The sequence below is a fragment of the Flavisolibacter ginsengisoli DSM 18119 genome (assembly GCF_900129295.1).
GTDB lineage: Bacteria > Bacteroidota > Bacteroidia > Chitinophagales > Chitinophagaceae > Flavisolibacter > Flavisolibacter ginsengisoli.
This window is the reverse complement of record NZ_FQUU01000026.1, coordinates 19,784-37,904: the sequence shown is the minus strand read 5'-3', so window position 1 is coordinate 37,904 and position 18,121 is coordinate 19,784. Positions and strand designations below refer to the sequence as shown.

Annotated in this window: 20 protein-coding genes; 6 read left to right on the top strand and 14 right to left on the bottom strand. The window is 41.0% G+C overall.

From position 1 onward, the window contains the following. On the top strand, positions 1-250 hold a 250-nt coding region (locus BUA53_RS19905), incomplete at its 5' end, for a transposase (protein ID WP_175546121.1). A 70-nt stretch (positions 251-320) separates the two neighbouring features. Here BUA53_RS19905 and BUA53_RS19900 read toward each other — a convergent pair. The 5 genes from BUA53_RS19900 to BUA53_RS19880 all read right to left on the bottom strand — a co-directional run bounded on the left by BUA53_RS19900 (position 321) and on the right by BUA53_RS19880 (position 5,024). Next, positions 321-914, bottom strand: a complete 594-nt coding sequence (locus BUA53_RS19900) for a GNAT family N-acetyltransferase (protein WP_072837153.1) — start codon at positions 912-914, stop codon at positions 321-323. Between the two features lie 33 nt (positions 915-947). Then, positions 948-2,231, bottom strand: a complete 1,284-nt coding sequence (gene eno / locus BUA53_RS19895; RefSeq protein ID WP_072837152.1) for a phosphopyruvate hydratase — start codon at positions 2,229-2,231, stop codon at positions 948-950. A gap of 62 nt (positions 2,232-2,293) precedes the next feature. Next, entirely contained in the window at positions 2,294-3,214 is a 921-nt protein-coding gene (gene gldA, locus BUA53_RS19890; RefSeq protein WP_072837151.1) for a gliding motility-associated ABC transporter ATP-binding subunit GldA, read from the bottom strand. A gap of 46 nt (positions 3,215-3,260) precedes the next feature. Continuing rightward, entirely contained in the window at positions 3,261-3,494 is a 234-nt protein-coding gene (locus BUA53_RS19885; protein ID WP_072837150.1) for a DUF6814 family protein, read from the bottom strand. 9 nt (positions 3,495-3,503) lie between these two features. Beyond that, positions 3,504-5,024: an MFS transporter gene (locus BUA53_RS19880; protein WP_072837149.1), complete on the bottom strand. Its 1,521-nt coding sequence runs from the start codon at positions 5,022-5,024 to the stop codon at positions 3,504-3,506. 105 nt (positions 5,025-5,129) lie between these two features. Between BUA53_RS19880 and BUA53_RS19875 the strand changes: the two genes are divergently transcribed. Further along, a complete protein-coding gene (locus tag BUA53_RS19875; RefSeq protein WP_139256517.1) occupies positions 5,130-5,351 on the top strand; it encodes a hypothetical protein in 222 nt (73 codons plus the stop codon). Positions 5,352-5,538: 187 nt separating this feature from the next. On the opposite strand, the gene BUA53_RS19870 is transcribed toward BUA53_RS19875, so the two are convergent. The 3 genes from BUA53_RS19870 to BUA53_RS19860 all read right to left on the bottom strand — a co-directional run bounded on the left by BUA53_RS19870 (position 5,539) and on the right by BUA53_RS19860 (position 8,262). Beyond that, entirely contained in the window at positions 5,539-6,174 is a 636-nt protein-coding gene (locus BUA53_RS19870; RefSeq protein WP_072837158.1) for a carbonic anhydrase, read from the bottom strand. A 49-nt stretch (positions 6,175-6,223) separates the two neighbouring features. Continuing rightward, the gene (locus tag BUA53_RS19865) at positions 6,224-7,813 is read right to left on the bottom strand and encodes a SulP family inorganic anion transporter (protein ID WP_072837147.1); all 1,590 of its coding nucleotides are present in this window, start codon (positions 7,811-7,813) and stop codon (positions 6,224-6,226) included. A gap of 116 nt (positions 7,814-7,929) precedes the next feature. Next, positions 7,930-8,262 carry a hypothetical protein gene (locus BUA53_RS19860; RefSeq protein ID WP_139256516.1) on the bottom strand — a complete coding sequence of 111 codons (333 nt, stop codon included), beginning with the start codon at positions 8,260-8,262 and terminating at the stop codon, positions 7,930-7,932. A 211-nt stretch (positions 8,263-8,473) separates the two neighbouring features. Between BUA53_RS19860 and acs the strand changes: the two genes are divergently transcribed. Together acs and BUA53_RS19850 are read left to right on the top strand one after the other, a co-directional pair. Beyond that, on the top strand, positions 8,474-10,399 hold the full coding sequence (acs, locus tag BUA53_RS19855; RefSeq protein WP_072837145.1) for an acetate--CoA ligase: 1,926 nt from the start codon (positions 8,474-8,476) through the stop codon (positions 10,397-10,399). A 65-nt stretch (positions 10,400-10,464) separates the two neighbouring features. Further along, positions 10,465-11,430: an alpha/beta hydrolase gene (locus tag BUA53_RS19850; protein ID WP_072837144.1), complete on the top strand. Its 966-nt coding sequence runs from the start codon at positions 10,465-10,467 to the stop codon at positions 11,428-11,430. Position 11,431: 1 nt separating this feature from the next. Here BUA53_RS19850 and BUA53_RS19845 read toward each other — a convergent pair whose 3' ends face one another. The 5 genes from BUA53_RS19845 to BUA53_RS19825 all read right to left on the bottom strand — a co-directional run bounded on the left by BUA53_RS19845 (position 11,432) and on the right by BUA53_RS19825 (position 14,860). Next, complete coding sequence (locus BUA53_RS19845; RefSeq protein ID WP_072837143.1) at positions 11,432-12,010, bottom strand: L,D-transpeptidase family protein; 579 nt, start codon at positions 12,008-12,010, stop codon at positions 11,432-11,434. A 149-nt stretch (positions 12,011-12,159) separates the two neighbouring features. Next, a complete protein-coding gene (locus tag BUA53_RS19840) occupies positions 12,160-12,987 on the bottom strand; it encodes an outer membrane beta-barrel protein (RefSeq protein ID WP_245793236.1) in 828 nt (275 codons plus the stop codon). A 19-nt stretch (positions 12,988-13,006) separates the two neighbouring features. Beyond that, on the bottom strand, positions 13,007-14,098 hold the full coding sequence (locus tag BUA53_RS19835; RefSeq protein ID WP_072837142.1) for an anti-sigma factor: 1,092 nt from the start codon (positions 14,096-14,098) through the stop codon (positions 13,007-13,009). Continuing rightward, positions 14,088-14,573 (bottom strand): RNA polymerase sigma factor, encoded by a 486-nt coding sequence (locus BUA53_RS19830; RefSeq protein ID WP_072837141.1) that lies wholly within the window; start codon positions 14,571-14,573, stop codon positions 14,088-14,090. The genes BUA53_RS19835 and BUA53_RS19830 overlap by 11 nt, the downstream gene beginning before the upstream one ends. A gap of 83 nt (positions 14,574-14,656) precedes the next feature. Beyond that, the gene (locus tag BUA53_RS19825; protein ID WP_072837140.1) at positions 14,657-14,860 is read right to left on the bottom strand and encodes a hypothetical protein; all 204 of its coding nucleotides are present in this window, start codon (positions 14,858-14,860) and stop codon (positions 14,657-14,659) included. A gap of 181 nt (positions 14,861-15,041) precedes the next feature. Here BUA53_RS19825 and kbl point away from each other — a divergent pair, with 181 nt between their 5' ends. Continuing rightward, a complete protein-coding gene (kbl, locus tag BUA53_RS19820; RefSeq protein WP_072837139.1) occupies positions 15,042-16,229 on the top strand; it encodes a glycine C-acetyltransferase in 1,188 nt (395 codons plus the stop codon). A gap of 71 nt (positions 16,230-16,300) precedes the next feature. Here the strand turns inward: kbl and BUA53_RS19815 are convergent, their stop codons facing one another. Continuing rightward, the gene (locus tag BUA53_RS19815; RefSeq protein ID WP_139256515.1) at positions 16,301-16,858 is read right to left on the bottom strand and encodes a hypothetical protein; all 558 of its coding nucleotides are present in this window, start codon (positions 16,856-16,858) and stop codon (positions 16,301-16,303) included. A gap of 427 nt (positions 16,859-17,285) precedes the next feature. On the opposite strand from BUA53_RS19815, the gene blaOXA reads away from it, so the two are divergent. Then, entirely contained in the window at positions 17,286-18,098 is an 813-nt protein-coding gene (gene blaOXA / locus BUA53_RS19810; RefSeq protein WP_072837137.1) for a class D beta-lactamase, read from the top strand. The last annotated feature ends 23 nt before the right edge of the window (positions 18,099-18,121 follow it).

Below are 18,121 nucleotides of genomic sequence, written 5' to 3'. Positions count from 1 at the left end.
GAGGTTCTTCGATTACACACCAGCCATCAGAAAGATCATCTATACCACCAATCCCATTGAGAGCTATCACCGTATGGTTAGAAAGGTTACTAAAACAAAGGGAGCCTTTAGCAGTGAAGATGCCATCGTAAAACAAATATACCTGGCTACCATAAATGCAAATACCAAGTGGCATGGACAAATGTTTGGATGGTCAACCGTTAGAACTGAACTGATGAACTATTTTGGAGACAGACTATTAAAAAAATGACACAGTTAATTGAGCATAACCGTCCTAAAAACTTCATTATTCGATATTCCTTGTTCGACATTAAAAAGTCTCATGCTTCCACCATTTCAATAAGCCTTTCTTTCACTCCTGGCCATTCCTCCTTTAAAATGCTGAATATTACGGTATCTCGCAGGCTACCATCGGGTCTAAAGCCATGGTTTCTTAAAACACCTTCCTTTACGCCACCAATTTTCTCCACTGCTTTCTGTGATCTTATATTTTGTCCTGCCACATATAATTCAACCCTGTTGAACCCCAATATTTCAAAGACATATCGCAATAGCAATAATTTGCATTCTTTATTATGGACATCACCCCAAACCCTGGGAATATACCAGGTATACCCAATGCTGACCCTTTTATCTTTAGGTTCTATTCCATACAACCTGGTCATACCAATGATCTCATTGTTAGTTACCTGGCGAATGACAAAAGCCTGCTGGCCTCCAAGGGCATTTCTGTCCATTGCAGTGGCCAGGTAACTGTCTGCCTGCAAATCAAATGTTTCGTTGATCAGTAAGGTTTTCGTGTATTCCCATATCCTTTCATCCTTTGCCAACTCCTTCAAAACTTTGGAGTGCTCCGGGGCAAGCTTTTCCAGGTATACAAACTTTCCTTTCAGAAGTGTAACATCAAATTCCATAAAAAAGAAAGCCACCCGGAGGTGGCTTGTATTTTACTTTCCGAATTTTAAATTGTTGGAAGGGTAATAAGCCGAAGCCCCCAGTAATTCCTCAATACGGATCAGCTGGTTGTACTTGGCTATCCTATCTGTACGACTCGCAGATCCTGTTTTGATCTGGCCGCAATTCAGTGCAACAGCCAAATCCGCGATTGTTGTATCTTCTGTTTCACCACTTCTATGGCTCATGATTGTATTGTAACCATTATGCTGTGCCATGGTAACAGCGTTGATGGTTTCTGTAATAGTTCCTATCTGGTTCACTTTAACCAATAAACCATTGGCAATATGTTCGTCAATGCCTCTTTTCAGGCGCTTCACGTTGGTTACAAAAAGATCATCACCCACCAATTGAATCTTTTTTCCTAAAGCCTCTGTCATCATTGCCCATCCTTCCCAATCATCTTCAGCCATTCCATCTTCAATAGATATAATAGGGTATTGAGCCACCCAGTCAGACCAGTATTTTACCAGTTGCTCACTGGTCATGGTCTTGCCATCACTTTTATGAAAGACGTACTTGCCATTTTTATACAATTCACTGTTGGCAGCATCCATAGCAATGAAAACCTGTGAGCCTGCTTTATATCCGGCTGCATCAATAGCTGCCAGGACTGTTTCAATAGCTTCTTCATTCGATCCGATATTAGGAGCAAAACCACCTTCGTCACCTACGTTTGTGCTGTATCCTTTTTTCTTCAATACAGATTTCAGGGCATGAAAGATCTCAACTCCCCATCGCAATCCTTCACTGAAAGAAGAAGCGCCAACTGGCATGACCATGAATTCCTGGAAGTCAATCTTATTATCAGCATGCGCACCCCCGTTGAGGATATTCATCATGGGTACAGGAATCGTTTTGGCATTAGTGCCACCAATATAACGGAACAAGGGTAATGAAGCTTCTTCTGCGGCTGCCTTTGCCACAGCCATACTTACAGCCAACATGGCATTAGCACCAAGCTTACTTTTGTTTTCTGTAGCATCCAGCTCAATCATTAACTGGTCAACGCCTGTCTGGTCCGCCACATCATATCCAATGATCTCTTTGGCAATGATCTCATTTACATTCTCTACTGCCTTCAATACTCCTTTACCTACATAGATCTTTTTATCGTTGTCACGCAATTCTACTGCTTCGTGTACACCTGTGCTGGCACCACTTGGAACTGCTGCTCTTCCAAAGGCACCTTCATCTGTTATCACATCCACTTCCACAGTTGGATTGCCACGGCTATCAAGTATTTGTCTGGCGAAAATTTCGGCTATGTAACTCATTGTTGTAGTTTATAGTTTTTAAGTTTTAGTTCTTTTATAAAAGAGAGCTTGTATGAAAATGATTAACTGCCAGGTGGAACATTACCAGTCAGCGTCCTGAACACTTCCTCCAGGCTCTGGTTTTCACTTTGCAAAGAAACAATATCAAGATTATTTTCTGCCTCTAACTTTTTTAATTCCCTTCTTACAGTGTCGGGATCGCTGGTTTCTATAGTGAAACTAAACCTGTCTGACTGCGAAACTGATTTAATACCCGGTAGTCTTTTTATCCATTCGGGTTCCAGGGGTTCTTTAAAGCTGACCTTGACCAGGTTCAGGTTAGAATGTTGTTGCAATTGCTGTAGCGTATTATCGGCTACCAGTTTTCCTTTATTAATGATGATCACCCTGTCGCAGATAGCCTCTACCTCCTGTAAAATATGAGAAGAGAAAAGAACCATTTTATTCTTCCCCTGTTCCTTTATCACATTTCTTATTTCAAGTATCTGGTTGGGGTCAAGGCCACTGGTTGGTTCATCCAGAATCAACACTTCAGGATCATGTAATAAGGCGGCAGCCAGTCCAACTCTTTGCTTGTATCCCTTTGATAACTGACCCACCCGCTTTTTGCTTTCAGGTAGCAGTCCTGTCAGTTGAATGACATCTTCTATTCTTTTTTTCTTATCAGTTATTTCGTGAACGTCGGCAATAAAATCAAGGTATTCCCGCACATACATGTCATAATAAAGAGCATTAGACTCCGGCAGGTACCCGATCTTCTTCTTGGCAGCAAGCGGGTCTTTTGTAACATCTATCCCACTTACGTTTATATCTCCAGCATCTGGTTGAAGGTAACCGGTGATCATTTTCATCGTAGTGGATTTACCAGCCCCATTAGGCCCTAGAAATCCTACAATCTCACCTTTGTTCACTTTAAAAGATATCCCGTTGACTGCTTTTTGTTCGCCGTATTGTTTCAGTAAGTTCTTTACTTCAATGGACATGCTTCAAATGTACGCAGTTATTCAAGTCGGCACGTGAGCTTCCCTTTCAGGTTTTGATTTCGCCGTCATAAGCGCCTTTCCATGCATACCAGCCAAATATTGTAAGCCCGATCGCTATAGGAGTGAAGATACCAATGATGATCAACCAGGGCAAAGGTTTATGTATGTCCGCTGTTCCACCGGCACTTATGTTTTGAACAGCACTTGTTATTAAGACAGCAATTGTTATGGGTCCTAATATCATCCACAACAGCCCCAGTATTCTTTTGATCTTATCCATATGTTTATATTATATAACAGGAAGTTCCATCTGGCCCTCACCTTTAATTGCTATTTCATCAGTAACATGTTCTTCTATCTTATTGGAAAGGTATAATCCACCCACTACCAGGCAAAGGGCTGCCACACCAATAGGGTACCATAAACCAGATAAATAATTGGTCCCTGGAATGGTGGTGATAAGCGTGGCAATAAATGGTACCAGTCCACCAAAAACGCCATTACCTATGTGATAAGGCAGTGACATGGAAGTGTAGCGGATGCGGGTAGGAAACATTTCTACCAAAAAGGCGGCTATAGGTCCGTATACCATGGTAACAAATAATACCATGGCAGTGACCAGCAAGATCATCTTCCATTTAGTATTACCATTCAAAACAACTTCTTTAGTGGTTTTTACGCCGGTGGAGGAGGTAGTAGTAGCCACTTTTAATACAGTGCCATCTGTATAATTTGTCAGTACTGCCGGAACTTTCATATTACTGCCTACCTGTCCTTCAATTACAGTATTAGTAACTACTTCTTTTCCTGAAGTGTCTGCAAGGGAATATAGTTGCTGGAAAATGGGCCTGTATAAGAGCACCCCTAATAGCATACCAAAGAGCATGATGTTCTTTCTCCCCCATTTATCAGATAGAGCGCCGAATACAATAAAAAATGGTGTGGCCAGTAACAATGCGATCATAATTATGGAATTGGCCTGCTCATATTCAACATTGCATTTGGTAAGAATAAAGCTCTGTGCATAGAACTGGCTGGTATACCAGATCACTCCCTGCCCCATAGTTGCGCCAAAGAGAGCCAGGAGCACCATCTTAAAATTCTCCTTATGACCAAAGCTTTCTTTAATAGGGTTAACAGAAGTTTTACCTTCTTCTTTCAACTGGGTAAATAAAGGAGATTCCTTCATCTTCAACCTGATGAGGATGGAAATAAGCACCAAAACGATGGATAATAAAAATGGATAGCGCCAGCCATTGCCATTGGTAAATTCTTCAACACCTACCAATCTTCTCACGCCCAGTATAACAACCAATGAAACAAACAATCCCAGTGTGGCCGTGATCTGTATCCAGCTGGTAAAGAATCCCCTGCGGTGCTCTGGTGAATGTTCGGCAACATATGTAGCGGCACCTCCATATTCTCCTCCCAATGCCAGCCCTTGCAGCAGGCGGAGTAATAGCACTATCAAAGGTGCCCAGAAACCTATGGTTACATAGGAAGGTATAAGCCCGATGAGAAATGTGGAGCTACCCATGATGATGAGTGTAAGCAGAAAGGTATGTTTGCGGCCAATGAGATCACCTAATCTTCCAAAAAAAAGTGCACCGAACGGTCTTACAATAAAACCTGCGGCAAATGTGGCCAGTGTGGCAAGCAAGGCTGTGGTTGGATTGCCAGCCGGGAAGAATTTTGCAGCAATAATGGTGGACAGGCTGCCGAAAATGTAAAAGTCATACCATTCTATCAGTGTGCCAACTGAGGATGCAGTAATGATTTTCCAGATGCCCTTTGCAGGGGTTTGCGCCATTGTTTGAGGTTTAATTTTAAATATAAGGAAAGATCTGCTTACCAATTATTCCTGCATGCCATTTAAATACTTTTGCTTACTAATTGCTTGTTCTGATTTCAGGTAATGGTAACACCAGACTACGGCTATATAAACCAGATGTATCGCCGTAGTAACTCCGTAGTATCCCTGTACTATACCCGTTCCGATGCGGGAATTCGCCGCGGATACAATGGAGATGGAAGGGAGGAAATTCAGGCAACAATACTGTTGCATGCAAGCAGCCATGAAGTAACATTAATGGAAATGGATGATTGTAACTTATTCAACGAACCCAGTAATGAGTAGGGCCTGAAGCTATCAATTATTAAAATGAGATAACAATAGAAGATGAACCCTAATAAGTGATGGTAAAAAACAAAAGGCTTTCCCCCAGTAGGAGAAAGCCTTTTTATGTATAATAGGCTACTTGCTTGTAACAGTGTTTCAATAAACAATACCAGGCAACATTCCGTGAGTTTTCCTGAAATAATAATTACAGATCATCATATTCATATATGGGATCGAGAGGTGTTCCGGCAGTCATTTCAAATACCGGCTTGATGATACCATCTTTTAAACCATATACCCAGCCATGCAGGTGAGGCCTGTTGTCGTTTTTCCAGGCACGCTGCACTATAGATGTTTTGGCAAGGTGAATGACCTGCTCCTTCACGTTTAATTCTACCAGCCTGTCAGCGCGTGACTCTTCATCGTTTATGGCTTCCAGTTCTTCACTATATAAGCGGTAAACATCCTTAATATTACGCAGCCACATATTAAGCACGTATTTAAAATCGTGATTGGTCATTGCTGCTTTAATACCTCCACAACCGTAGTGACCGCATACAATGATATGCCTTACTTTCAAATGTGTAACGGCATAATCAAGCACACTTAGTAGGTTGACATCTGTGTGAATGACCAGGTTGGCAACATTTCGGTGTACAAATATTTCGCCTGGTTGGGTACCTGTAATTTCATTTGCCGGCACACGGCTATCACTACACCCGATCCATAAAAACTCCGGGGTTTGTAATTTAGCCAGTCGCTCAAAATAATCTGCATCATCTTCTTTTTTCTCTGCGGCCCAGGCTTTATTTTCCAGTAACAATTTTTCGTATGATTTCATTTTAGCTATTTTATGGTTTTCAAATTTATCTTGCTTTACGTTGTAATCATCAATTGGCAACAATATTATTCTCCTTTACTTTCACTATATGGTTATTCGTTTTAATGCCATGCCTGTCAGCATGCCTGGTTTTTACCTGTACACGGATGCTTTTTAAGGAGGCGTGTTTGGTGAAGTCCTCGATTACTTCCACAACATCTTTATCAATAAAATCTGCACGGCTGGCATCGATTAATACAAATGATTTTTCGGGTACCTCCTCCAGTTTATTTTTTATGTAAGGTTTATTCAGAAAGGTAACATCCTTTCTCAGCCGGAACAGATAACGGTTATCATCATGAACAATAAATACGGATGTTTTAAAGTTACTTCTTACAATAAAAAAGATGCTTACGCCAATGCCTATCAATACACCTATCAGCAGGTCGGTGAACAGGATGGCCAGGATAGTCAATACAAATGGCAGGAATTGATCCCATCCTTTTTTATAATATGATTTGAACAATGAAGGCTTTGCCAGTTTATATCCGGTAAATATTAATATGGCTGCTAACGCGGCTTTCGGAATCATATTCAAAATGGAAGGAATGAGGGCTACGCACAGTAGCAACAATCCTCCGTGCATCATTGTAGACATCTTACTTTTAGCACCTGCATTCACATTGGCAGATGATCGTACAATGACGGAGGTAATGGGTAATCCACCAACAAGACCCGATAGCATATTACCTATGCCCTGGGCTTTTAGTTCCCTTTCCTTATTTGTCACACGCTGGTAAGGGTCCAGGTCGTCAATGGCTTCAATACTTAATAATGTTTCCAGGCTGGCCACAAGTGCCAATGTGATTCCAGCTATCCATACTTCCTTATTAACAAAGCCCGCAAAGTCTGGTAATGTAAAGAAGGAAATAAATTCTGAGGCCGATGATGCCTGTGGTATGTTTACCATATGTGAAGGGTCTAAGGAATATGTGGATCCATTAGCTATTTGAAGGATGCCAATACCTATCAGCACAACGATCAGTGGAGCAGGTATTAGTTTGATAAATCCTTTTTTAGTGGAAGTGAATTTCTCCCATCCGAATTGAAAGACCAATGACAGGATACCAATAATTACAGCTACAGGGGTAATATATTTGAAAGCATTACCAATGGAACTGAATGTATTTTCATTATCAGGCTGCAGAAACGATTCATCACCTTCAAAGTTGCTGTCATATCCCACCAGGTGGGGCAACTGCTTTAATATTAATATCAAACCAATAGCTGCCAGCATTCCCTTGATCACACTATTAGGAACAAAATCCCCGATAATGCCTGCTTTCATAAAACCAAATAACACCTGGAATAATCCGCATATAACAACCGCAAGCAAAAATGTTTCAAAAGAAGGCAGTTTTAATATCGCAGCTGCAACAATGGCTGTAAGACCAGCTGCGGGACCGCTGACACTTAACTGTGAACCACTAAGAAAACCAATGACAATACCGCCAATAATACCTGAGATCAAACCGCTGAATAAAGGAGCATTAGAAGCAAGAGCCACACCCAGGCAAAGCGGTAATGCTACAAGAAAGACTACAATAGATGCAGTTATATCTGCACCAAGATTTTTAATGGAAAAGGTTGAACGCCTCATCTTTAATAATTAATAGTGAGTAAAAGAATAGTCAGAATACCCAATGCCTTTATAATTGCACAGGCATAGGAATTCCTCTAAGAATAGATCCAATAAATAAAAAGTTGAAAATGAGGCTATGCTTCGGGAGGGGGAGAAATTAATTCAGGATGAAAAGCATAGTACAATGCTGTAGAATGGCATTTATGATGCACTGTTACTAAGGTAAAGTAATTTTCAGTTTGGTGCATTTCATGCAAATATTCTGAAAGTGTATTGGTTACACTGTGCGTTTTCTCTTCCGTGGTATTAGATAAAGGGTTAGTATTCTGGTCTGTGGAGTTGCGGGATTTTTGTTCCGTCTGTTCTTTACCCAACTGGCGACCCTGGTAAACATAAGGAATGCTGATGGTTAACCAGGCTAAAGTGACCAGCATTAGTATACTGGAGACCTTTTGCCATAGATTCATCTTGTTCCTTTGGTGTTTCATCAGGGCGCAAAAATAATGGAATCACAAGGCTTTCCCATTTTTAACTGTTATATAAATACTATTATTATTATTATTTGCAAAAACAAATACACCCTACATAGTAGATGAGTTTGGAATTAAAAGAGAAACAAATATTGAAGTTCATATTCTTACATTTTCTTTAAGTTTAAACTTTCAAACCATTTATTGAATGTCATATCCTTACCAATTTAAATCACTAGACGAATACAAAGTAGCTTATAAAAAAAGTACGGAAGATCCTTCAGGATTCTGGAGCCAAGTAGCAGAAAACTTTCTATGGCGCAAAAAGTGGGATAAAACCCTGCAGTGGAATTTTACTGAACCCTCTGTTAAGTGGTTTGAAGGAGGAAAACTAAATATCACAGAAAATTGCATTGATCGTCACCTGGAAGAGTTGGGTGATAAGCCGGCCATGATATGGGAGCCCAATAACCCGGAAGACAGGGTAAGAGTTGTAACCTATAACCGTCTTCACAAAAGGGTTTGCCAGTTTGCGCAGGTATTAAAGAACAATGGCGTAAAAAAAGGCGATAGGGTTTGTATCTATATGGGCATGGTTCCGGAATTAGCTTATGCCGTGCTGGGGTGTGCCCGGATAGGGGCCATACATAGTGTGATCTTTGGAGGGTTCTCTGCACAAAGCATTGCCGACAGGCTGGAAGATGCCAGCGCTGAATATATAGTTACGTGTGATGGGGCATACCGGGGAGAAAAAATTATACCACTTAAGGATGTTATTGACGATGCTTTGATAGGTAATAAAACCGTGAAAAGAGTAATAGTATATACGCGTACCCGGACGCCGGTCTCCATGATCAAAGGACGTGACGTGTGGTGGGAAGATGAAATGGAGCATGCGGAATCACAGATTGAAAAAGACAATGTCGTTTCCTTCCCTGCAGTGGAAATGGATGCGGAAGATCCTTTGTTTATACTTTACACATCTGGTTCTACCGGCAAGCCCAAAGGTGTTGTCCATACCATTGGAGGCTACATGGTGTTTACTGCCTACAGCTTTGTGAATGTTTTTCAATATCAAAAAAGCCAGGTTCATTTCTGCACTGCAGATATCGGTTGGATAACCGGTCATAGTTATATTGTCTATGGTCCACTGGCGGCAGGTGGTACCAGTGTTATGTTTGAGGGAATACCAACCTGGCCCGATGCCGGTCGCTTTTGGGATATTGTGGACAGGCACAAAGTGAATATCCTTTACACTGCGCCAACAGCTATACGTTCGCTAATGGGCTTTGGTTTGAAGCCGCTGGAAGGGAAAGACCTTTCTTCTTTGAAAGTTTTAGGTACAGTGGGAGAGCCGATCAATGAAGAAGCGTGGCATTGGTATGATGAAAATATAGGTAAGGGTAAATGCCCTATTGTAGATACGTGGTGGCAAACAGAAACCGGGGGAATCCTTATTTCTAATATGGCGGGAATTACGCCAGCCAAACCCACGTATGCCACTTTGCCATTGCCCGGCGTAGAGCCTCTCCTGGTAGATGAAAATGGAGTAGAGGTGAAAGGAAATCCTGCTTCGGGTAACTTATGCATCAGGGCACCCTGGCCGTCTATTCTTAGAACTACCTATGGTGACCATGATCGTTGCAGGCAGACCTATTTTTCTGCTTATCCTAACCTGTATTTTACTGGTGATGGTGCTTTGAGAGATGAAGAAGGTAATTACAGGATCACTGGCAGGGTAGATGATGTATTAAATGTTAGCGGGCACCGCATTGGCACTGCAGAAGTGGAAAATGCCATTAATATGCACTCCGGTGTTGTTGAAAGTGCCGTGGTAGGTTACCATCACGATGTAAAAGGTCAGGGCATTTATGCATATGTTATCTTCCAGGGCACTCATGGTGATGAAACCAGCAGGAGAAACGATATCCTTCAAACTGTGTCAAGGATCATAGGACCAATTGCCAAACCAGATAAAATACAATTTGTGGCTGCCTTGCCTAAGACAAGAAGTGGCAAGATCATGCGACGCATCTTACGAAAAATAGCAGAAGGAGAAACCAGCAACCTCGGTGATACGACTACTTTGCTTGACCCTACTGTTGTTGAAGCTATTGCAGGAGGAAAATTATAGTCTTAAGGGCATATGCTAATGTTTATGATTTATTAGCATCTACGAGTACATTTGCTTGTTTCTGCATGAGTTCCATTACAAAACGTAAACTACCTGCATTTTTAAAGACCATCCTATGGGTGGTTTTTGTGCAGTTGGTATTATTGAACATATCTGCTGCTTCTTATGCCTTCAAATTCACTCATTTTAAACAAGGTCAGCCGCCTGCTATTAACAATGATAATATTTTAGTCAAAACCTGGAAATTATTTACCGGGCCTTCTTTTTACAGGAATGACAAAGAACCGCTTCCTACATTTCCTGTTACATATGTACTTCTAAAACTAAATGAAGACCTTTCAATTGATACATGGTACAGCGAGTTGCCCTCTTCCAGGAAATGTATCATCATGTTTCATGGGTATAGCTCTAATAAAAGCATTTTAAATGCAGAAGCATTTCGTTTCAGGGAATGGGGATACAATGTGCTGATGGTTGATCTGAGGGCACATGGTAATAGAGAAGGTAATTCTACAAGCTTTGGATTTAAGGAAACCGAAGAGGTCATTAAAGCATTCAACTTTGCCAAAGAACAAGGAAATCACTATGTCATCTTGTATGGCGTTTCCATGGGTGCTGTATTGGCCATAAAGGCTGTATCGCAAAAGCTGGTAGCTCCTGATGCAATTATTGCAGATATGCCTTTTGGTTCCCTTCATGACCACCTGAAAACCAGGGCCAGGGTTACTGGCTTTGCCTCGGAGCCCTTTGCTTTTTTTACTACGCTTTGGATAGGTATTGAAAGCGGGTTCAATGGGTTTAGCTTGAATACTGCCGAATATGCCAATAGTGTGACCTGCCCTATATTATTGCAATGGGGCGAGCGGGACAGGTATGTTACAGCCAATGAAATTGAATCAATTTATCAGCACCTGGCAAGCCAAAAAAAGAAATTGGTTCTATATCCAGAGGCTGACCATGATTCTTACCTTGAATCAGACCCAATACTTTGGGAAAAAGAGGTAGGTAGCTTTTTAAATGAGTTGCATTGAATCATTTACGAATGGTGACAGGTGTTCCCACGGGTATGAACCTGTATAATTCTTCAACATCAGAATTCTTTAGGGAAATGCAGCCATTTGTCCAGTTCTTGTAGCGGTCTATTACAAAATCCTCGTGAGGCCATACACCATGGATGCCTATACCAGCACCCGGACGGGCAGAACTTGGTATCTCTCCACGTCTTTTGCGCTCATTGAATTTATAAATGCTTTCCTGCGTAGGATAATCAAGACCCATGTATCTGTCCCATTTTTCGTGTACCCTTTTGTTTACTATCCTGAAAGTGCCCTCAGGAGTATTACGGTCACCTTCCATTTTTTTATCATCAAGCGAGCTGTTGCCAAACACTACAGGGTAGGTGGCGTACCATCCCTTGGCATCATAGACATACAATTCATAGCTTGATTTGTCAATGGTGATAGAAACAGGTGCAATAGGCATGGAGGAAAAAGATCTTTTGGAGGTAGTGGCTTTATATGCCGGAAGGGTAAGGCTTGTTTTTGTTTTATGGGTTTTAACAAACAAACTGCCCCCTGCAATAAGGCACGAAAGAAAAATGGCGGTTTTCATAACTCCAGAGGTTTAGCGTTTCTCATTGGCTTAACGCTGTTCAAAATCTTTTTATTTTGGGCTGTTAATATCTTTAACGAGACTTTGCAAAATAAAAAAACCCTCTGTCTAAAACAAAGGGTTTCCACTAAATTATCAGTTAAGTAAGTTTACCAGTTGCTCAAACGGATACCTACGTTGTAAGGTGTTTGATCCAGCCCTTTTTCCCACATACTTTTCATAGCATAGCTACCGTACAATTTCACTGGTCCAAGGTTTAATTCACCTATATAGGAGAGTTTCCATTTGCGCAGGTCATAATCATCATGGATCTTATGCTTTCCATCACTGCCTTTTGTTTTCTGGCGGGATGAGTAGAGAAAACCTGCACTAACACCACCGCTGAATCCAAAACCTTTATTGCGGCCAGGCGTAAGGTTTACATTCAACATCATGGGTACTGTAATATAATCTGCGGCTAATTTGTTCTTTTTTAAATTGGCATAATCAGGATCCAGTGTTATTTGTGTTGGATTCTTTTGCAGGTGTACTCTTTTATCATCAAACCTGTAGTTGTTCAATTCAAGACCCAGTCCATATTTCAAATTCAATACATGGCTTACCATGTTAAGGCGCTGCATAAAGAACCAGATATTAACGTTGATGGATTTGGTTGTATTCAATTCCAGTGCATCCTTGTTAAAGCCAGGAGCAAATGCCTGTGCTTCAGCGGAGCTATAATTTGTTTGATCGTTCCAGTTGGAAAAACCCAGGTCAACGATACCCCAGTTGGTGCTAACATTGGAATTATAACGTTTATGTGAACGGTTGGATATTGTTATTTCTTTAGTATCCTTTTCTTCCTTACCCTGTTTTTTGATAATGATCATGCTGCCTACCCTTATGGTATCGGCCTTTTGGGCTTCTGTACTATCCACCTGGGCAAAGGAAGACATAGTAATAGCAGATGCAATTATTGCAAGAAGTATTCGGTTCATAACATTAAGTTGTAAATGGTTATTTAAGTTTTACTGCAAGGGCTCCAACCAATAGTTCTTCATCATCGCCATTGGTAGGATCTATTCCTGTTTTTCTTTCAATCATCCTGGTAGCTTTGCGCAAAAAGCTTTTGAATGATCCTTTGTTTTCTTTGTTTTCAGCTACATCATTCGTTGGTACCTCAGATGCTGTAGCCTTTATAGATGTATTACGTTGAGCTAACGCAGAAGTTACAGGTGAGTTGTTAATGATTTGCTTAGATGGATCAAATGAAGCCGCAGGAGCCTGAGAAGGGTTGTTCACATGAATGGCAGCAGTTGATCTTTCCAATGGTTTGCCTGCCTGGTCATTTACAGGCTCAATGCTTTTTTCTGTTTTAGGGTCGGCAACATAGGCAATGGGATTATTTTCAAAATGCCTGCTGTTGTCATGCGTTTTTTCAGTTACAGGATTTGCTTTAGTACTGGTTCCGGCAATTTCAACCGGATTTTTAATTACAGGTTCACTTTCCGGGGAAGTTGTTGCCTTTTCTGCGTTTTTAATTACAGCAGGCGAACCAGAGGTTTTGGAAATTACAGCTACAGGAAAATCAACCCCTGGCTTATTTCCATTCTGTAAAAAATATAAAGAACCCATGCCTGCCACTAATAAAACGGCCGCAGCAATGCGTAAATAGAATTTGAATGCTATAACCCTGGTAGAACGGTGGTATAGTTCTTCTTTATTTGGATAGGGAATGAGTTCGGCAGCATCCAGTTTGGTCTGTAAAAGAATAGAATGTTGATGTTGATATTTCTTGTTGGAAGCCAGTTCTAATTCGAGGCGGTTTTTCTCGCTTGCAGGTAGTTCATTGTCGATGTAAAGCAGGAGTTCTTCTTCGGACGTACTAAGCTTCATGGAAGAAGACAAAAGCGATGCCTTATCAAAGTTGACCGTTTCAGCAGGTAGTTGGGTGCTTAACAAAAGGTCAAGCTCAGCCCTCAACTCCGGGTGGCTTTCCAGGAAAGATTCAACCATCTTCCTTTGCTCCTGCGTTAATTCGTTATCCATATACAGGATAAAGAATTCCTCGTAATTGCCGGTATTGATATCGTTTGAATTAGATGACATTTTCAACTTTTACAATGTACTCTTTTAATTGAAGGCGTGCCCTGTGCAGGTAAACTTTCACCTGGCTTTCACTCAGGTTCATGATCCTTCCTATCTCTTCATAGCTGTAACCTTCATAATCTTTCAGCATTACCAGTGACCGTTGGGTTTCTCCTAATTTTGCCAATGCTTCATTGAGAATAGCCTTTGTATTATTGAACTCCTTGCTGTGAACCCTTGTATCTTCTTTAAATTCTTCTTTCAGGTGAATCCTTTTCGATTTCCTCAGGTGGTCGATCATTTGGTTGTAGGCTACAGTAAACAGGTATGATTTGCTCTTTGCGTGTTCTACCTCTTCCCGGTTACGCCATAGCTTTTCAAATGCTGTTTGTACTACATCGCGGGCATCTTCCTCGTGACGCAGGTTTTTTACAATGAACCTGAACACATTGTCAGCATACAGGCTCACACAGTCATTATATTCTTTTTCAGTCATAAACAGTAAACAAGAACAGCTTGATTCTACAGTAATACGCTGTAGTGAAGTAAAAGTTACAACAAAGGAAGAAATTTTTTTTATTACATATGTACCGCTGATACCATTTGCCGGGAAAGGATATCCCAAAGCATTTCATTGCTGTTGGATTCGGGCTTTTGACAGCATTTTTCTATTTCCGTGGAAACAGAATGCGACCTTGAATAAGCAATAAAGGAAAAAGCAGAAATTATGAAGATAAAAAGGAATGCAAGTAATAGATACCTGCTTTTTAATACCTTTTTCATGGCGTTGGTTTGAATGGTTTGACGAAGGTATCAGGCCTTATGTTACAGGAATGTCAAAAATAAATTCCACTGCCGGGCAATTAGTTGCAGGTAGAGTTGCTTATTGCGGGTTAACTGAACCTTTCTAACCAGGACAATATGATGCTTACCTGATTATATTTGCGACTCCAAATCAAATGTTATGAACGATAAATTTGTAGAACGTATCCGCCAGGAAGTTGAGGAGATCAAAACTTCAGGATTATATAAGACAGAACGAATTATAGCTTCTCCGCAGGGCGCCGAGATAACTGTAAATGGCAGGCAGGTTTTGAATTTTTGCGCCAACAATTACCTGGGTTTATCTTCTCATCCAAAAACCCTTGAAGCTGCGCATCATTATCTGGATACCAGGGGTTATGGAATGAGTTCAGTGCGTTTTATCTGTGGTACCCAGGATATTCATAAAGAACTGGAGCAAAAGCTCGCTACTTTCCTTGGAACAGAAGATACTATTCTATATGTGGCCGCTTTTGATGCCAATGGCGGTGTATTTGAACCTCTATTCAATGAGCAGGATGCCATCATTTCCGATACATTGAACCATGCTTCTATAATAGATGGAGTCAGGCTATGCAAGGCTCAACGCTACCGCTATGAGCACAATAATATGGAGGACCTCGAGGCTAAACTTAAAGAATCTGCTCATTTGCGCAGCAGAGTTATTGTTACAGATGGGGTTTTCAGCATGGATGGAACAATAGCACAGCTGGATGTGATCTGCGACCTTGCTGATAAATATGATGCTATTGTAATGGTAGATGAAAGCCATGCTTCTGGTTTTATGGGTAAAACAGGGCGCGGAACACATGAGTACCGGGGTGTGATGGGAAGGATAGATATTATAACAGGAACATTGGGAAAGGCCTTAGGTGGTGCCTCTGGTGGTTTCACCAGTGGACGAAAAGAAATCATTGATATTCTTCGCCAACGCAGCCGTCCCTATTTATTCTCCAATACGCTTGCCCCATCAATTACAGGGGCCAGTATCGCGGTACTGGATATGCTAAGCGAAACCACCACTTTAAGAGATAAGTTGGAAAGCAATACCAGGTATTTCCGTGAAAAGATGACTGAGGCGGGCTTCGATATTAAGAATGGTGAGCATCCTATTGTACCTATTATGCTTTATGATTCCGTACTGGCGGCAAAATTTGCTGACGCTCTTTTGCAGGAAGGTATATATGTTATAGGGTTCTTTTTCCCTGTAGTGCCCAAAGGCCAGGCAAGGATCAGAGTTCAGATCAGTGCAGCACACGAGCAGGAGCACCTTGACAAAGCCATCAATGCCTTTACCAGGATTGGTAAAGAACTGGGTGTTATAAAATAGAATTTAAAAAAACTGGTAAAACGCAGGGGGAAGCTTTTAAAGCCTGACCCTGCGTTTTTTAATTAAATAAGCTACCGGCCAATTTGCCCTGCAGCTTCTTTTACTTTTTCAGGGTCCATGTCCCGTGAAGAAATGTTTACTAGTATCCTTCCCCTGGTAAGGTAAGTAATAGAAGTTACCTTGGTTTGGTTATCAAATTCCTCAATGGCTTTCCCACCATTGAGTTCTATCTGTTTTGAACCATCTTTCAATTTGGAGGCATAACTATCTCTAAACCATGCTAATCCAGAGGTTCCACTGCAATCATAGAGGGTAACCCTCATGTCTGTCTTGTTGTTTTTTTCGTAATCAGCATGAGCTGTAGCATAACCCATATTATTGTTCATGGTTAAACCGCTACGCCTGATACCATTCAGGCTTTGAGGTAATAAAGCAGCCAGTTCATCCAGGCCCAGTGGTTGTAAGGAGCCCAGTTCCTGCATTTTTACCACCAGGGGATCTTTCGGGGTTGAAACCGGTTTTACTTTAGCCTCGTTATTGGTTTCGCTTATTTGCTCCGTTTTTACAGAAGGATTACAGGCAATTAAAAGGATAACCATGGAGAGAAAAATTGGTAGAATTCTTTTCATATATGTTAGTTTAATTATTGACTCCTTTAAAATTACCTGTTATTCATGGCCAAAACAATAACATACATCATATAGCGTTTATGACTTAGGCTCCGTTTTTATCCGGATATTCCTAAGAATTACCATTATTTTTATCAATAAATCGTACGTAATGAAAAGGATCTTCCTCCTTTTAGCTTGTTGGATGATGATTATGCTCGCATTTCCCTCGTGCACATCCATGAAAAGAGACTGCCAGGGTAATAAACATGTTCGTTTGAAAAATGGTATTTATTTATAATCTCGTGTTTTCTTCAAAACGGGAACTTCACCTCTATCTTTAGATCTGCTACCAGGTTATTCATTCGCAGTTGGCTTTTTATAGAAGTTTTTAAACACCACAGTTTTGCCCAGGAGGTTACCTTTGCCGAAATTTTGAACCTATCCAATGAGATTTCTTCCAGGCCTTGTGCTTTTATGCGTACTGATTGGCTGTTCCCCCAATAATGTAGATATTGATAATTCACTGGGAAAATACTTTAAAGAAAATGGTGCAGAAGGTTGTTTTGCCTTGTTAAATAATAGTACCGGAAACTTTACCGTATATAACCTGGAGCGTTATCGTGATAGTGCTTTTCTACCTGCTTCTACCTTTAAAATAGTGAATTCATTAATTGGGCTCCAGACAGGGGTCATCAATAATGACAGTATGGTCATAAAATGGGATGGTATTACCAGGCCGGTGGCAGGCTGGAACAAAGACCTCAGTATGTACCAGGCCTTCAGGTTATCCGCAGTACCTTATTACCAGGAAGTTGCCCGGCGGATTGGAAAGGATACTATGCAGCACTGGCTGGATTCACTTTCCTATGGTTCTAAAAAGATCACTACAAGAATTGACACCTTTTGGCTTGATCATTCTCTCAAGATCACCCCGGACGAGGAAATGGGCCTTGTAAAACGACTTTACTTTAACCAGTTGCCATTTCACCAGCGTAACCAGGAAATAGTGAAAACCGCCATGCTGATGGAGGATAAACCAGAGTACAAGCTCAGTTATAAAACTGGCTGGGCGCCCTGGGATAGCATTCATAAAAAGCAAATAGGATGGATCGTAGGCTGGATTGAAGAAAACCGTCATCCTTATTTTTTCGTGCTCAACCTGGAATCAGCTGATAAGACATTTGATATGACAGGTGTCCGTATGAAGATCCTTAAGGATATTTTGACAGACCTGGGATTTATGAAAGGAAATAAATAAGGTATAGGTCCTACGTAAAATAG

Coding starts and splice junctions, on each gene's coding strand:
- kbl (WP_072837139.1), top strand. CDS start 15,042: ATGAACGATAAATTTGTAGAACGTATCCGCCAGGAAGTTGAGGAGATC.
- BUA53_RS19845 (WP_072837143.1), bottom strand. CDS start 12,010: ATGAAAACCGCCATTTTTCTTTCGTGCCTTATTGCAGGGGGCAGTTTG.
- gldA (WP_072837151.1), bottom strand. CDS start 3,214: ATGTCCATTGAAGTAAAGAACTTACTGAAACAATACGGCGAACAAAAA.
- eno (WP_072837152.1), bottom strand. CDS start 2,231: ATGAGTTACATAGCCGAAATTTTCGCCAGACAAATACTTGATAGCCGT.
- blaOXA (WP_072837137.1), top strand. CDS start 17,286: ATGAGATTTCTTCCAGGCCTTGTGCTTTTATGCGTACTGATTGGCTGT.
- BUA53_RS19865 (WP_072837147.1), bottom strand. CDS start 7,813: ATGAGGCGTTCAACCTTTTCCATTAAAAATCTTGGTGCAGATATAACT.
- BUA53_RS19900 (WP_072837153.1), bottom strand. CDS start 914: ATGGAATTTGATGTTACACTTCTGAAAGGAAAGTTTGTATACCTGGAA.
- acs (WP_072837145.1), top strand. CDS start 8,474: ATGTCATATCCTTACCAATTTAAATCACTAGACGAATACAAAGTAGCT.
- BUA53_RS19850 (WP_072837144.1), top strand. CDS start 10,465: ATGAGTTCCATTACAAAACGTAAACTACCTGCATTTTTAAAGACCATC.
- BUA53_RS19875 (WP_139256517.1), top strand. CDS start 5,130: ATGGTAACACCAGACTACGGCTATATAAACCAGATGTATCGCCGTAGT.
- BUA53_RS19835 (WP_072837142.1), bottom strand. CDS start 14,098: ATGTCATCTAATTCAAACGATATCAATACCGGCAATTACGAGGAATTC.
- BUA53_RS19825 (WP_072837140.1), bottom strand. CDS start 14,860: ATGAAAAAGGTATTAAAAAGCAGGTATCTATTACTTGCATTCCTTTTT.
- BUA53_RS19815 (WP_139256515.1), bottom strand. CDS start 16,858: ATGAAAAGAATTCTACCAATTTTTCTCTCCATGGTTATCCTTTTAATT.
- BUA53_RS19860 (WP_139256516.1), bottom strand. CDS start 8,262: ATGAATCTATGGCAAAAGGTCTCCAGTATACTAATGCTGGTCACTTTA.
- BUA53_RS19870 (WP_072837158.1), bottom strand. CDS start 6,174: ATGAAATCATACGAAAAATTGTTACTGGAAAATAAAGCCTGGGCCGCA.
- BUA53_RS19880 (WP_072837149.1), bottom strand. CDS start 5,024: ATGGCGCAAACCCCTGCAAAGGGCATCTGGAAAATCATTACTGCATCC.
- BUA53_RS19885 (WP_072837150.1), bottom strand. CDS start 3,494: ATGGATAAGATCAAAAGAATACTGGGGCTGTTGTGGATGATATTAGGA.
- BUA53_RS19830 (WP_072837141.1), bottom strand. CDS start 14,573: ATGACTGAAAAAGAATATAATGACTGTGTGAGCCTGTATGCTGACAAT.
- BUA53_RS19840 (WP_245793236.1), bottom strand. CDS start 12,987: ATGAACCGAATACTTCTTGCAATAATTGCATCTGCTATTACTATGTCT.